Below are 14,318 nucleotides of genomic sequence, written 5' to 3' on the forward strand. Positions count from 1 at the left end.
TTGTGCGATGTTTCACAGTATCAGCTCTACGTATTGCCTACCATCGCGGCCAGATTCGAAGTTAGTGATTAATCTGGGATTGTTGTCGTGACGTTAGTAAAAAACAGCAAGGGCCACGGAGGCTGATATGTTAAGTATTTTTAAACCCGCCGCGCATAAAGCGCGTTTGCCAGCCGCGGAGATCGACCCGCTCTATCGTCGGTTACGCTGGCAGATTTTTATCGGCATCTTCTTTGGTTATGCCGCTTACTATCTGGTTCGTAAGAACTTTGCCCTGGCGATGCCCTATCTTATCGAGCAGGGTTTCTCCCGCGGCGACCTCGGTTTCGCCCTTTCCGGCATCTCCATTGCCTACGGATTTTCGAAATTCATCATGGGATCGGTCTCTGACCGTTCGAATCCGCGCATTTTCCTGCCGGCGGGGCTGATCCTCGCCGCGCTGGTGATGCTGGTGATGGGCTTCGTACCGTGGGCCACCTCGAGCATCATGATCATGTTCGTGCTGCTGTTCCTCTGCGGCTGGTTCCAGGGGATGGGCTGGCCGCCGTGCGGCCGTACCATGGTCCACTGGTGGTCGCAGAAAGAGCGTGGCGGAATTGTTTCAGTGTGGAACTGCGCGCATAACGTCGGCGGCGGGATCCCGCCGCTGTTGTTCCTGTTGGGTATGGCCTGGTTTAACGACTGGCACGCGGCGCTCTATATGCCGGCGTTCGCCGCTATCCTGCTGGCGATTTTCGCCTTTGCGATGATGCGCGATACTCCGCAATCCTGCGGCCTGCCGCCAATCGAAGAATATAAAAATGACTACCCGGACGATTACAGCGAAGAGCATGAACAAGAGCTGACGGCGAAGCAGATCTTTATGCAGTACATTCTGCCGAACAAGCTGCTGTGGTACATCGCGGTCGCCAACGTCTTCGTTTATCTGCTGCGCTACGGCATTCTCGACTGGTCGCCGACCTACCTGAAAGAGGTGAAGCACTTCGCGCTGGATAAATCCTCCTGGGCCTACTTCCTGTACGAGTACGCGGGGATCCCGGGCACCCTGCTGTGCGGCTGGATGTCGGATAAGGTGTTTAAAGGCAACCGCGGCGCCACCGGCGTGTTCTTTATGACCCTGGTGACCATCGCTACCATCGTGTACTGGCTGAACCCGGCGGGTAACCCGGGCGTGGATATGGCCTGTATGATTATTATCGGCTTCCTGATCTACGGCCCGGTGATGCTGATTGGTCTGCATGCGCTGGAGCTGGCGCCGAAGAAAGCTGCCGGCACCGCGGCAGGCTTCACCGGTCTGTTCGGTTATCTCGGCGGCTCCGTGGCCGCGAGCGCCATCGTCGGCTACACCGTCGATTTCTTCGGCTGGGACGGCGGCTTTATGGTAATGATCGGCGGCAGTGTGCTGGCGGTCGTCCTGCTGGTTATCGTGATGCTCGGTGAACGCCGTCATCATCAACAGCTGAAACAAGCCTAAGGAGCGGCGATGAACATGAAACTCACCACGCTAATGAGCGGCATGATGTTGGCCAGTTCGGCGCTGTGCTTCAGCGCGACAGCGGCGGATAAAATGGTTATCGCCCACCGGGGCGCCAGCGGTTATCTGCCCGAACATACCCTGCCGGCGAAAGCGATGGCCTACGCGCAGGGGGCGGATTACCTTGAGCAAGACCTGGTGATGACCAAAGACGACCGGCTGGTGGTGTTGCACGACCATTATCTCGACCGGGTGACCGACGTCGCCCAGCGCTTCCCGCAGCGGGCGCGTCAAGATGGCCGTTTCTACGCCATCGACTTTACCCTGGCCGAGATTAAGTCGCTGAAGTTTACCGAAGGCTTTGAGCCGAAAGATGGCAAGAACGTGCAAACCTACCCCGGGCGTTTCCCGATGGGCAAATCCGATTTCCGCATTCATACCTTTGAAGAGGAGATTGAGTTTGTCCAGGGGCTGAATCATTCCACCGGCAAAAACATCGGTATTTACCCGGAAATCAAAGCGCCGTGGTTCCACCATCAGGAAGGCAAAGATATTGCTGCCAGCACCCTGAAAGTGCTGAAAGAATATGGCTATACCAGCAAGCAGGATAAGGTCTATCTGCAGTGCTTTGACGCCAACGAGCTGAAGCGCATTAAAAATGAACTGGAGCCGAAGATGGGCATGGATCTTAATCTGGTGCAGCTCATCGCCTATACCGACTGGAATGAAACCCAGCAGAAACAGGCCGATGGCCAATGGGTGAACTACAGCTATGACTGGATGTTCAAGCCGGGGGCCATGGCGCAGATTGCACAATACGCCGACGGCATTGGTCCGGATTACCATATGCTGGTGGCGGAAGGCTCAAAGCCGGGGGCGGTGAAGTTGACGGCGATGGTGAAAGAGGCGCACGCCAGCCATCTGCAGGTGCATCCGTACACCGTGCGCGCGGATCAGTTGCCGGAGTACGCGACTAACGTTAATCAGCTCTATGACCTGCTGTATAACCAGGCGGGCGTCGACGGCTTGTTTACCGATTTCCCGGATAAAGCGGTGCAGTTCCTGGACGCGAAACGCTAAAAAGCCGGGTGGCGGTTGCGCCTTACCCGGCGTACGAACTGCGGTTTTGTTGACACGGTTCTCGGCGTGCAACGATTTCGACCCGGGAATAACGTTTGTTCTATGATATTTCCTGGAAGATTGCGCTCCCGATATTTCTTCTGCGTTATGCCTTTCATAGCGCAGGGAGCGCACAGGGGGAGGCCAGTCGCCGCCTCCCCCTGTACCCCCGGGCTCCGGCCAGCAAAATCGCCGCTGCGCGGTCCCTTCGACTTATCCCTGCAGGCTTCGGATCGGGCCGAGGCAGCATCCAAGCAAAACACGGCCCTCAGCCCGCATCCATGCGGGCTGCTCCGGCCTTCCGGGAACGTCTCAGCGATTTTGAGGCCGTCAACACCGTCAGTTTCAGCAGCCCAGGGCGGCAGTACGTAAACGGCCGGTCCTGGAACAGTAGCTCAGGTAAGTGTAGCGCCACCTGACAAGACTACATCTCGATCTCAATATCGCCTTTCGCCCGGCAGCAGCAGGGCAAAATCTCGCCCGGCTGGATAAAGGCCAGCGGCTCGGTCAGCCAGTCAACCTGGCCGGAGACCAGACGGGTGCGGCAGGAGCCGCAATAGCCTGCGCGGCATTGATACTCGACGTCGATATTATGCGATTCAAGAGCAGCCAACAGGGAAGGGTGTTCATCCTGACACTCAAGGCGAGTGTCAGAGATTTTCAAGAAGATCCGCTTCATTACAGCTGGAAGTTGCTCAGATCGTCGGCATCGACTTCAGAGTCGATCTGGCCGACCAGGTAAGAGCTGACCTCTACTTCCTGCGGCGCCACCTGAACGTTGTCGGAGACCAGCCAGGTGTTGATCCACGGGATCGGGTTGGAGCGGGTCTGGAACGGCAGATCAAGGCCCACCGCCTGCATGCGGATATTGGTGATGTACTCGACGTACTGGCAGAGAATATCTTTGTTCAGGCCAATCATCGAGCCGTCGCGGAACAGGTAGTCCGCCCACTCTTTCTCCTGCTGGGCCGCCAGCACGAACAGATCATAGCACTCCTGTTTGCACTCTTCGGCGATTTCCGCCATTTCCGGATCGTCGCTGCCGGAGCGCAGCAGGTTCAGCATATGCTGAGTGCCGGTCAGGTGCAGCGCTTCATCGCGGGCGATCAGGCGGATAATTTTGGCGTTGCCTTCCATCAGTTTGCGCTCGGCGAAAGCGAAGGAGCAGGCGAAGCTGACGTAGAAGCGGATCGCTTCCAGGGCGTTAACGCTCATCAGGCACAGATAGAGTTTCTTTTTCAGCTCGCGCAGATTGACGGTCACGGTCTTGCCGTTGACGGTGTGGGTGCCTTCGCCCAGCAGGTGCCAGTAGCTGGTCATCTCGATCAGCGAATCGTAATAGTGGGAGATCCCCTCGGCACGCTTCTGGATCTGCTCGTTGGTGACGATATCGTCGAACACGGTCGCCGGATCGTTGACGATGTTGCGGATGATATGGGTGTACGAGCGCGAGTGAATGGTCTCAGAGAAGGCCCAGGTTTCCACCCAGGTCTCCAGCTCCGGGATGGAGATCAGCGGCAGCAGAGCGACGTTCGGGCTGCGGCCCTGGATGGAGTCGAGCAGCGTCTGGTACTTCAGGTTGCTGATGAAAATGTGTTTTTCATGTTCCGGCAGCGCCTGGTAGTCGATGCGATCGCGGGAAACGTCAACCTCTTCCGGGCGCCAGAAGAAGGAGAGCTGCTTTTCAATCAGCTTTTCAAAGATGTCGTATTTTTGCTGATCGTAGCGGGCCACGTTAACCGGCTGGCCAAAAAACATTGGCTCAAGCAGCTGATCGTTTTTCGTCTGTGAAAAAGTGGTGTATGCCATTGAAGTGAGTCCTGTTGAACTGTATTGCCCGGCGGGAATGGGTTGGCCGGGCCTACAAAATCGTAGGCCGGGTAAGCATAGCGCCACCCGGCAAAAATACCTTAGATCTTACAAGCGCCGCTTTCGCAGCCGTCGTCCTGAATGGACGGGGCCAGGTCATCCTGAGCGTCTTCAGCGCCATCACGGGTGTTGTGATAGTACAGCGTTTTGACGCCGAATTTATAGGCGTTGAGCAGGTCTTTCAGCAACTGCTGCATCGGCACTTTTCCGGACGGGAAGCGCGTCGGATCGTAGTTGGTATTCGCAGAGATCGACTGGTCGATAAACTTCTGCATGATACCCACCAGCTGCAGGTAGCCGTCGTTGTTTGGCATTTCCCACAGCAGCTCGTAGGCGTTCTGCAGGTTTTCGTAATCCGGCACCACCTGGCGCAGGATCCCATCCTTCGAGGCTTTGATACTCACGTGACCGCGCGGCGGCTCGATGCCATTGGTGGCGTTGGAGATCTGCGACGAGGTCTCGGACGGCATTAGCGCGGAGAGCGTAGAGTTGCGCAGGCCGTGGGTTTTAATGGACTCGCGAAGCGCTTCCCAGTCGTAGTGCAGGGATTCGCTGACGATGCTGTCCAGGTCTTTTTTGTAGGTATCGATCGGCAGAATACCCTGCGCATAGGTGGTTTCGTTGAACCACGGGCAGGCGCCCTGTTCGATAGCCAGCTCGTTGGAGGCCTTCAGCAGGTAGTACTGAATCGCTTCGAACGTTTTGTGGGTCAGGTTGTTGGCGCTGCCGTCGGAGTAGCGTTTGCCATGCTTCGCCAGATAGTAAGCGAAGTTGATCACGCCGATGCCCAGCGTACGGCGGCCCATTGCGCCGCGTTTGGCGGCCGGGATGGGGTAATCCTGATAGTCGAGCAGCGCGTCCAGGGCACGCACCGCCAGCACCGCCAGCTCTTCCAGCTCGTCGAGGCTGTCGATAGCCCCGAGGTTGAAGGCCGACAGGGTGCACAGCGCGATTTCACCGTTTTCGTCGTTGACGTCTTCCAGCGGTTTAGTCGGCAGAGCGATCTCCAGGCACAGGTTAGACTGGCGCACCGGGGCGACCACCGGATCGAACGGGCTGTGGGTGTTGCAGTGGTCGACGTTCTGGATGTAGATGCGGCCGGTGGAGGCGCGCTCCTGCATCATCAGCGAGAACAGCTCAACCGCTTTAATGCGCTGCTTGCGAATGCTGTCGTCCTGCTCGTACTGGGTGTACAGGCGCTCAAACTCGTCCTGATCGGCGAAGAAGGCGTCATACAGGCCCGGGACGTCGGAAGGGCTGAACAGGGTAATGTCGCCGCCCTTCAGCAGACGGGTGTACATCAGCTTATTGATCTGCACCCCGTAGTCCATGTGACGAACGCGGTTGGCGTCGGTACCGCGGTTGTTTTTCAGCACCAACAGGCTTTCCACTTCCAGATGCCACATTGGGTAGAAGAGGGTCGCCGCGCCGCCGCGAACGCCGCCCTGCGAGCAGGATTTCACCGCGGTCTGGAAATGTTTGTAGAACGGAATGCAGCCGGTGTGGAAGGCTTCGCCGCCGCGGATCGGGCTGCCCAGCGCGCGAATGCGGCCGGCGTTGATGCCGATGCCGGCGCGCTGGGAAACGTATTTCACGATCGCGCTGGAGGTGGCATTGATGGAATCCAGGCTGTCGCCGCACTCGATCAGCACGCAGGAGCTGAACTGACGGGTCGGGGTACGCACGCCGGACATGATCGGCGTCGGCAGCGAGATTTTAAAGGTCGACACCGCGTCGTAGAAACGCTTGATGTAGTCCAGACGCGTTTCGCGCGGGTAGTTAGAGAACAGGCAGGCAGCCACCAGAATATAAAGGAACTGCGCGCTCTCATAAATTTCGCCGGTGACGCGGTTCTGTACCAGATACTTGCCTTCCAGCTGCTTCACGGCAGCATAGGAGAAGTTCATGTCGCGCCAGTGGTCGAGGAAACCGTCCATCTGCTGGAACTCTTCTTCCGTGTAGTCTTCCAGCAGATGATGATCGTATTTACCCTTCTCGACCATCTTCACCACGTGATCGTAAAGCGCCGGCGGCTCAAACTGGCCGAAGGCTTTTTTACGCAAGTGGAAGATCGCCAGACGCGCGGCGAGGTACTGGTAATCCGGCGCCTCGCGGGAGATCAGGTCCGCAGCGGCTTTAATAATGGTTTCGTGGATGTCCGCGGTTTTAATGCCGTCATAGAACTGGATATGCGAGCGCAGCTCTACCTGGGAAATCGAAACGTTATTCAGTCCTTCTGCCGCCCAATCCAGTACGCGATGGATTTTGTCGAGATTGATGCGCTCGGTGGTCCCGTCGCGCTTTGTCACCAGCAGACTCTGATTCATGTGGATTTTACCTGTCCGTGAAAGAAAATATCCCCCGTTTATCCACAGAAGGCCGTTGTGACTAACTCTGTGGATAAATACTATATGTAGGGGGTTGTCGATAAAAGGAACGCTATATGGTGAGTATTTTAGTAAGGAATCTTTTGAGTACAAGGGTTGATTTTGACGTTAAATTGAGGTTGCGGAAGGGTAATAATCCGCAAGTCCACGTCGCATAAGGCCTGGAGAAGAAGTCAATAAAACAGAAAAAAAAATGAAAATTTGATCGAGTGCTGATTTCTTCATCGGAAGAAATAATCACGCGGCTTGATGCCGCGCAATCATCATAAGCGCAGCTGCTGACGTCACGCTTTTTTGGCGCTGGTATGCAACATATAGTTAACATCAACCCCTGGCGCCAACTTGAAGGTGTTGGTCAACGGATTGTAATGCAGACCGATGATATGCTGCTCTTTCAGAGTAGTCTGATCTACCCAGCCCAGCAGTTCGGCCGGCTTGATAAACTTTTTCACATCATGGGTGCCTTTGGGCACCATCTTCATGACATATTCCGCGCCGACCACCGCCATCAGCCACGCTTTACCGTTGCGGTTGATGGTGGAGAAGAAGACCTGACCGCCAGGCTTCACCAGCCGCGCGCAGGCGTGGACTACCGACTGTGGGTCAGGGACGTGCTCCAGCATTTCCATGCAGGTGACGACATCGTATTGCTGCGCGTGCTTCGCGGCATGTTCCTCAACCGTTTCCTGAACATATTCCACCTGAATACCGCTCTCCAGGGCGTGCAGTTTCGCCACCTGCAGCGGTTCGGCGCCCATGTCCAGTCCGGTGACCGTCGCGCCTTCGCGCGCCATACTCTCGGCGAGGATGCCGCCGCCGCAGCCGACATCGAGGACTTTTTTACCGAACAGGCCGCCTGAGCGTTCGGCGATATAGCCCAGCCGCAGGGGATTAATGCGGTGGAGCGGTTTGAACTCGCCCTCCAGATCCCACCAGCGCGAGGCGACGGCTTCGAATTTGGCGATTTCAGCATGATCGACGTTAGGGGCTACCGACGTTTTTTCGGCATTCATGGGCGCTTTTACTCCTTTTCTGTTCAGACCTGGGAGTATATCAGCAGCGCGCCATGAATAAACCGTATTGCTTTACCTCTCTTAGCGCGGCTGTGTTATAATTTGCGACCTTTGAATCCGGGATACAGTAGAGGGATAGCGGTTAGATGAGCGACCTTGCGAGAGAAATTACACCGGTCAACATTGAGGAAGAGCTTAAGAACTCTTATCTGGATTATGCGATGTCGGTCATTGTTGGCCGTGCGCTGCCGGATGTCCGAGATGGCCTGAAGCCGGTACACCGTCGCGTACTTTACGCCATGAACGTATTGGGCAATGACTGGAACAAAGCCTATAAAAAATCAGCCCGTGTCGTTGGTGACGTAATCGGTAAATACCACCCGCACGGCGACTCCGCGGTATACGACACCATCGTCCGTATGGCGCAGCCGTTCTCGCTGCGTTACATGCTGGTGGACGGCCAGGGTAACTTTGGTTCCATCGACGGCGACTCCGCCGCGGCGATGCGTTATACCGAAATTCGTCTGGCGAAAATCGCTCATGAGCTGATGGCCGATCTTGAAAAAGAGACGGTCGATTTCGTTGACAACTATGACGGTACGGAGCGTATTCCGGACGTCATGCCGACCAAAATTCCTAACCTGCTGGTAAACGGCGCCTCCGGGATCGCCGTCGGGATGGCCACCAACATACCGCCGCATAACCTGACGGAAGTGATCAACGGCTGTCTGGCCTATGTCGACGACGAAGACATCAGCATTGAAGGGCTGATGGCGCATATTCCTGGCCCTGATTTCCCGACCGCCGCCATTATCAACGGCCGTCGCGGCATTGAAGAGGCCTACCGCACCGGTCGCGGTAAAGTCTACATCCGCGCGCGCGCGGAAGTGGAAGTGGACGCCAAATCCGGCCGCGAAACCATCATCGTGCATGAAATTCCTTATCAGGTGAACAAAGCGCGCCTGATTGAGAAAATCGCCGAGCTGGTAAAAGAAAAACGCGTGGAAGGCATCAGCGCGCTGCGTGATGAGTCTGATAAAGACGGGATGCGCATCGTGATTGAAGTGAAGCGCGACGCGGTAGGGGAAGTGGTGCTCAACAACCTCTATTCCCAGACCCAGCTGCAGGTCTCCTTCGGTATCAACATGGTTGCGCTGCACCATGGCCAGCCGAAGATCATGAACCTGAAAGACATCATCGCCGCCTTCGTGCGCCACCGCCGCGAAGTGGTGACCCGTCGTACGATTTTCGAACTGCGCAAAGCGCGCGACCGGGCGCATATCCTCGAAGCGCTGGCCGTGGCGCTGGCCAACATCGACCCGATTATCGAACTGATCCGTCGCGCGCCGACCCCGGCTGAAGCGAAAGCGGCGCTGGTTGCCCAGGCGTGGGATCTCGGTAATGTCGCGGCGATGCTGGAACGTGCCGGTGATGACGCCGCGCGTCCGGAATGGCTGGAGCCAGAGTTCGGCGTGCGCGAGGGTAAATACTACCTGACCGAGCAGCAGGCTCAGGCGATTCTGGATCTGCGTCTGCAGAAATTGACCGGCCTTGAGCATGAAAAACTGCTCGACGAATATAAAGAGCTGCTGGAACAGATCGCGGAACTGCTGCACATCCTCGGCAGCGCCGACCGTCTGATGGAAGTGATTCGCGAAGAGCTGGAGCTGATCCGCGACCAGTTCGGCGACGAACGTCGTACCGAAATCACCGCCAACAGCGCTGATATCAACATCGAAGATCTGATCAACCAGGAAGACGTGGTGGTCACCCTGTCGCATCAGGGCTATGTGAAGTATCAGCCGTTGACCGACTACGAAGCACAGCGTCGTGGCGGTAAAGGCAAATCGGCAGCGCGCATTAAAGAAGAAGACTTTATTGACCGCCTGCTGGTGGCCAACACCCATGACACTATCCTCTGCTTCTCAAGCCGCGGTCGTCTGTACTGGATGAAGGTCTATCAGCTGCCGGAAGCCAGCCGCGGCGCGCGCGGTCGTCCGATCGTCAACCTGCTGCCGCTGGAAGCCGATGAGCGTATCACCGCTATCCTGCCGGTCCGCGAGTACGAAGAGGGCGTTAACGTCTTTATGGCCACCGCCAGCGGTACCGTGAAGAAAACCGCGCTGACCGAGTTCAGCCGTCCGCGTTCCGCTGGCATCATCGCGGTGAACCTGAACGAAGGCGATGAGCTGATCGGCGTCGATCTGACCTCTGGTCAGGACGAAGTGATGCTGTTCTCCGCGGCCGGCAAGGTCGTGCGCTTCAAAGAAGATGCCGTTCGCGCCATGGGCCGTACCGCCACCGGCGTACGCGGCATTAAGCTGGCGGAAAACGACAGCGTCGTCTCGCTGATTATTCCGCGCGGCGAAGGCGCGATCCTGACGGTGACGCAAAACGGTTACGGTAAACGTACCGCCGCGGCTGAGTATCCGACCAAGTCGCGTGCTACCCAGGGCGTTATCTCGATCAAAGTCACCGAGCGTAACGGTTCCGTGGTCGGCGCCGTACAGGTGGATGATTGCGATCAGATCATGATGATCACCGACGCCGGGACGCTGGTGCGTACCCGCGTTTCCGAAGTGAGCATCGTGGGCCGTAACACCCAGGGCGTGATCCTCATCCGCACCGCGGAAGATGAAAACGTGGTGGGTCTGCAGCGCGTCGCTGAGCCGGTAGACGATGAAGAGCTGGACGCCATCGACGGTAGCGCGGCGGAAGGCGATGATGATATCGCCCCGGAAGCAGATACCGATGACGACATCGCCGAAGACGAAGAGTAATCGTCCCAGGTAAATGTTCTGAAAGGGCCGGGTATTCTCCCGGCCCTTTTTGCATTAACATTGCGGCAAAGCCGGTTTACCGCTACTTTAACCCCATTCTGTTGAGTCCCTGACGGCCGAGCATCGCCACATTGAAATATCTTGCCTCTTTCCACACAACCCTGAAGGTTTCACGTTATCTGTTCAGAGCGCTGGCGGTATTGCTGTGGCTGCTGATTGCGTTTGTCTCTGTGTTTTATATCGTCAACGCGCTACACGAGCGGGAAGCCGAGATCCATCAGGAGCTCAATCTCAATGCCGATCAGGCCCAGCGCTACATTCAGCGTACGGCGGACGTGATTAAAGAGCTGAAGTATGTCGCCGGTAACCGGCTGTCGGCAGGGGATGCGGTAGCGCAAGGGCAAAGCGGCGATATTGCGATCCCCAGCTTTGAACCCCTGTATCCTGACTCCGACTGCAGCGCGATGAGTAGCGCCTGGCGTAATTCGCTCCAATCGCTGGCGTGGTTTATGCGCTACTGGCGGGATAATTTTACCGCCGCCTACGACCTTAACCGCATCTTTCTCATCGGCAGCGATAATCTGTGTATGGCCAACTTTGGCCTGCGGGACGTGCCGATTGAGCGCGATCAGGCGCTGAAAGTCCTGCATCAACGCATTGAGCAATACCGCAATGCGCCGCAAAACGAGCGCGGCAACAACCTGTTCTGGATAAGCCAGGGCGTGCGCCCCGGGGTGGGCTACTTTTACGCCCTGACGCCGATCTATATGGCCAATCGCCTGCAGGCGATGCTCGGCGTGGAGCAGACCATCCGCATGGAAAGCTTCTTTACGCCGGGCAGCCTGCCGATGAGCGTGACGATCTTCGACGATAACGGCCAGCCGCTGATCTCGCTGGCCGGCGCGGAAGGCAAAATCCAGAGCGAAGCGAAGTGGATGCAGGAGCGAATGTGGTTTGGCTACAGCACGGGTTTCCGCGAGCTGGTGCTGAAGAAAAGCCTCGCGCCGTCCTCCCTGAGCATCGTCTATTCCGTCTCGGTAGACCAGGTGCTGGAGCGGATCCGCATGCTGATCATCAACGCCATCGTTCTCAATATCCTCAGCGGTGCGATGCTGTTTGCGCTGGCGCGGATGTATGAGCGGCGCATTTTTATCCCGGCGGAAAATGACGCTCAACGGCTGGAAGAGCATGAGCAGTTCAACCGCAAAATCGTGGCCTCCGCCCCGGTGGGGATCTGTATTCTGCGCACCCTCGACGGAACCAACATTCTCAGTAACGAGCTGGCGCACAACTATCTGAACATGCTGACCCACGAGGACCGCCAGCGGCTGACGCAGATTATCTGCGGCCAGCAGGTCAACTTTGTCGATGTGCTGACCAGCAACCATACCAACCTGCAGATTAGCTTTGTCCACTCGCGCTATCGCAATGAAAACGTGGCGATTTGCGTGCTGGTGGACGTTTCCGCCCGCGTGAAGATGGAGGAGTCGCTGCAGGAGATGGCCCAGGCGGCGGAGCAGGCCAGCCAGTCGAAATCGATGTTCCTTGCCACCGTCAGCCATGAGCTGCGTACCCCGCTGTATGGCATCATTGGTAACCTCGATCTGCTGCAGACTAAAGCCTTGCCGAAAGGCGTCGATCGCCTGGTGACGGCGATGAACAACTCCTCGAGCCTGCTGCTGAAAATCATCAGCGATATTCTCGATTTCTCCAAAATCGAGTCCGAGCAGTTGAAGATCGAGCCGCGGGAATTTTCCCCGCGCGAGGTCATGAACCATATCTCCGCCAACTATCTGCCGCTGGTGGTGCGCAAGCAGCTGGGTCTGTACTGCTTTATCGAACCGGACGTTCCGGAACAGATGTCCGGCGACCCGATGCGTCTGCAGCAGGTGATCTCAAACCTGCTGAGCAATGCGATCAAGTTCACCGACACCGGCTGCATTATCCTCCACGTTCAGTGCGCGGGAGATTATCTGCAGATTAGCGTCCGCGACACCGGGGAGGGGATCCCGGCGAAAGAGGTATTGCGCCTCTTCGACCCTTTCTTCCAGGTGGGGACCGGCGTGCAGCGCAACTTCCAGGGCACCGGTCTTGGCCTGGCGATCTGCGAAAAACTGATCAGCATGATGGATGGCGATATCGCCGTGGAAACGGAGCCGGGAATGGGCAGCCGCTTTACCATCCGCATCCCGCTGTATGGCGTGCAGAACACGCCGCAGGTGACGGCGGACGGTTTCGCTGGCAAGACCTGCTGGCTGGCCATCCACAATACCTCGTTGGCGATGTTCGTCACCTCGCTGCTCAGCTATCACGGCCTGACGGTACGCCGCCATGCCGGAGAAACCCCGGACGCCGAGGATGTCTTACTCACTGACGATGAAGCGCTGAGCGGCTGGCAGGGAAGGGCGATGGTCATCTTCTGCCGTCGTCATATCGGTATTCCGCAGGAGCGGGCCGCCGGCGAGTGGCTGCATAGCGTGACGACGCCGCATGAACTGCTGCCGCTGTTGGGACGTATTTTCCACGTCGCGCTGGCCAGTGTGGAGAATAGCCGGGCGCTGATGGCGCCGGAGGCGCAGGTCGGCAATAACGACGACATGATGATTCTCGTGGTCGACGATCATCCGATCAACCGCCGCCTGCTGGCGGATCAGCTGGGATCGCTCGGCTACCAGTGCGTGACCGCCAACGACGGGGTCGACGCGCTCAACGTCCTCAGCAAGCAGCACATCGATATTGTGCTCAGCGACGTCAACATGCCTAATATGGATGGTTATCGTCTGACGCAGCGCATTCGTCAGCTTGGCCTGACGCTGCCAGTGATTGGCGTAACGGCCAATGCCCTGGCGGAAGAGAAGCAGCGCTGTCTGGAATCGGGGATGGACAGCTGTCTGTCCAAGCCGGTGACGCTTGACGTGCTGAAGCAAACGCTGACGGTATATGCGGCGCGGGTACGTAAAGGGCGGGAATAATCGGGAGCTCCGTCTCGCCGGGGCGAGACGGAGAGCGCGTCGGGATTACTCTTTGTCCGTCGAGCTCAGCGAGACGGAGGAGAGGTAGTTCAGCAGGGCGATGTCGTTTTCGACGCCCAGCTTCATCATCGCCGACTTTTTCTGGCTACTGATGGTTTTGATGCTGCGGTTCAGCTTTTTGGCGATCTCGGTCACCAGGAAGCCTTCGGCGAACAGACGCAGCACTTCGCTCTCTTTCGGCGACAGACGTTTATCGCCATAGCCGCTGGCGCTGATTTTTTCCAGCAGACGAGAGACGCTTTCCGGGGTGAATTTCTTTCCTTTCTGCAGCGCGGCCAGCGCTTTAGGCAGATCGGTCGGCGCCCCCTGCTTGAGGACGATCCCTTCGATATCCAGATCCAGCACCGCGCTGAGGATCGCCGGGTTATTGTTCATGGTCAGAACAATGATCGACAGATCCGGGAAGTGGCGCTTGATGTATTTGATCAGCGTGATCCCGTCGCCGTATTTATCACCGGGCATGGACAGATCGGTGATCAGCACATGGGCGTCCAGCTTCGGAAGATTGTTGATAAGGGCCGTGGAGTCTTCAAACTCGCCAACGACGTTCACCCACTCAATTTGCTCAAGTGACTTACGAATACCGAACAGTACAATCGGATGGTCATCGGCAATAATTACGTTCATAGTGTTCATGTATAAGG

Annotated in this window: 9 protein-coding genes; 4 read left to right on the plus strand and 5 right to left on the minus strand. The window is 57.1% G+C overall.

Translation table 11 applies throughout. The annotated features are described in order from the left end of the window. The first annotated feature begins 127 nt into the window (after positions 1-127). Both glpT and glpQ read left to right on the plus strand, forming a co-directional pair. Positions 128-1,474 carry a glycerol-3-phosphate transporter gene (gene glpT / locus KHQ24_RS19815; RefSeq protein WP_004201695.1) on the plus strand — a complete coding sequence of 449 codons (1,347 nt, stop codon included), beginning with the start codon at positions 128-130 and terminating at the stop codon, positions 1,472-1,474. 9 nt (positions 1,475-1,483) lie between these two features. After that, positions 1,484-2,554, plus strand: coding sequence for a glycerophosphodiester phosphodiesterase (gene glpQ / locus KHQ24_RS19820; RefSeq protein ID WP_004201693.1), 1,071 nt, complete (start codon positions 1,484-1,486; stop codon positions 2,552-2,554). Between the two features lie 463 nt (positions 2,555-3,017). Here the strand turns inward: glpQ and yfaE are convergent, their stop codons facing one another. From yfaE to ubiG, 4 genes are all read right to left on the minus strand, one after another. Further along, positions 3,018-3,272 carry a class I ribonucleotide reductase maintenance protein YfaE gene (gene yfaE, locus KHQ24_RS19825; protein ID WP_004201692.1) on the minus strand — a complete coding sequence of 85 codons (255 nt, stop codon included), beginning with the start codon at positions 3,270-3,272 and terminating at the stop codon, positions 3,018-3,020. Further along, positions 3,272-4,402 (minus strand): class Ia ribonucleoside-diphosphate reductase subunit beta, encoded by a 1,131-nt coding sequence (gene nrdB, locus KHQ24_RS19830; RefSeq protein WP_004140835.1) that lies wholly within the window; start codon positions 4,400-4,402, stop codon positions 3,272-3,274. The genes yfaE and nrdB overlap by 1 nt, the downstream gene beginning before the upstream one ends. Positions 4,403-4,503: 101 nt before the next feature. Beyond that, complete coding sequence (nrdA, locus tag KHQ24_RS19835) at positions 4,504-6,789, minus strand: class 1a ribonucleoside-diphosphate reductase subunit alpha (RefSeq protein ID WP_043520274.1); 2,286 nt, start codon at positions 6,787-6,789, stop codon at positions 4,504-4,506. Between the two features lie 344 nt (positions 6,790-7,133). Then, positions 7,134-7,862: a bifunctional 2-polyprenyl-6-hydroxyphenol methylase/3-demethylubiquinol 3-O-methyltransferase UbiG gene (gene ubiG, locus KHQ24_RS19840; RefSeq protein ID WP_004201690.1), complete on the minus strand. Its 729-nt coding sequence runs from the start codon at positions 7,860-7,862 to the stop codon at positions 7,134-7,136. Between the two features lie 146 nt (positions 7,863-8,008). Here ubiG and gyrA point away from each other — a divergent pair, with 146 nt between their 5' ends. Beyond that, on the plus strand, positions 8,009-10,642 hold the full coding sequence (gene gyrA, locus KHQ24_RS19845; RefSeq protein ID WP_004201688.1) for a DNA topoisomerase (ATP-hydrolyzing) subunit A: 2,634 nt from the start codon (positions 8,009-8,011) through the stop codon (positions 10,640-10,642). 131 nt (positions 10,643-10,773) lie between these two features. Then, positions 10,774-13,614, plus strand: coding sequence for a two-component system sensor histidine kinase RcsC (rcsC, locus tag KHQ24_RS19850; protein WP_080838112.1), 2,841 nt, complete (start codon positions 10,774-10,776; stop codon positions 13,612-13,614). 45 nt (positions 13,615-13,659) lie between these two features. On the opposite strand, the gene rcsB is transcribed toward rcsC, so the two are convergent. Then, a complete protein-coding gene (rcsB, locus tag KHQ24_RS19855; RefSeq protein WP_004201684.1) occupies positions 13,660-14,310 on the minus strand; it encodes a response regulator transcription factor RcsB in 651 nt (216 codons plus the stop codon). Between the last annotated feature and the right edge of the window lie 8 nt (positions 14,311-14,318).

It is taken from the genome of Klebsiella sp. 54, from assembly GCF_018223875.1.
GTDB classification, from domain to species: Bacteria; Pseudomonadota; Gammaproteobacteria; order Enterobacterales; family Enterobacteriaceae; genus Klebsiella; species Klebsiella quasipneumoniae.

Coding starts and splice junctions, on each gene's coding strand:
- glpT (WP_004201695.1), top strand. CDS start 128: ATGTTAAGTATTTTTAAACCCGCCGCGCATAAAGCGCGTTTGCCAGCC.
- glpQ (WP_004201693.1), top strand. CDS start 1,484: ATGAACATGAAACTCACCACGCTAATGAGCGGCATGATGTTGGCCAGT.
- yfaE (WP_004201692.1), bottom strand. CDS start 3,272: ATGAAGCGGATCTTCTTGAAAATCTCTGACACTCGCCTTGAGTGTCAG.
- nrdB (WP_004140835.1), bottom strand. CDS start 4,402: ATGGCATACACCACTTTTTCACAGACGAAAAACGATCAGCTGCTTGAG.
- nrdA (WP_043520274.1), bottom strand. CDS start 6,789: ATGAATCAGAGTCTGCTGGTGACAAAGCGCGACGGGACCACCGAGCGC.
- ubiG (WP_004201690.1), bottom strand. CDS start 7,862: ATGAATGCCGAAAAAACGTCGGTAGCCCCTAACGTCGATCATGCTGAA.
- gyrA (WP_004201688.1), top strand. CDS start 8,009: ATGAGCGACCTTGCGAGAGAAATTACACCGGTCAACATTGAGGAAGAG.
- rcsB (WP_004201684.1), bottom strand. CDS start 14,310: ATGAACACTATGAACGTAATTATTGCCGATGACCATCCGATTGTACTG.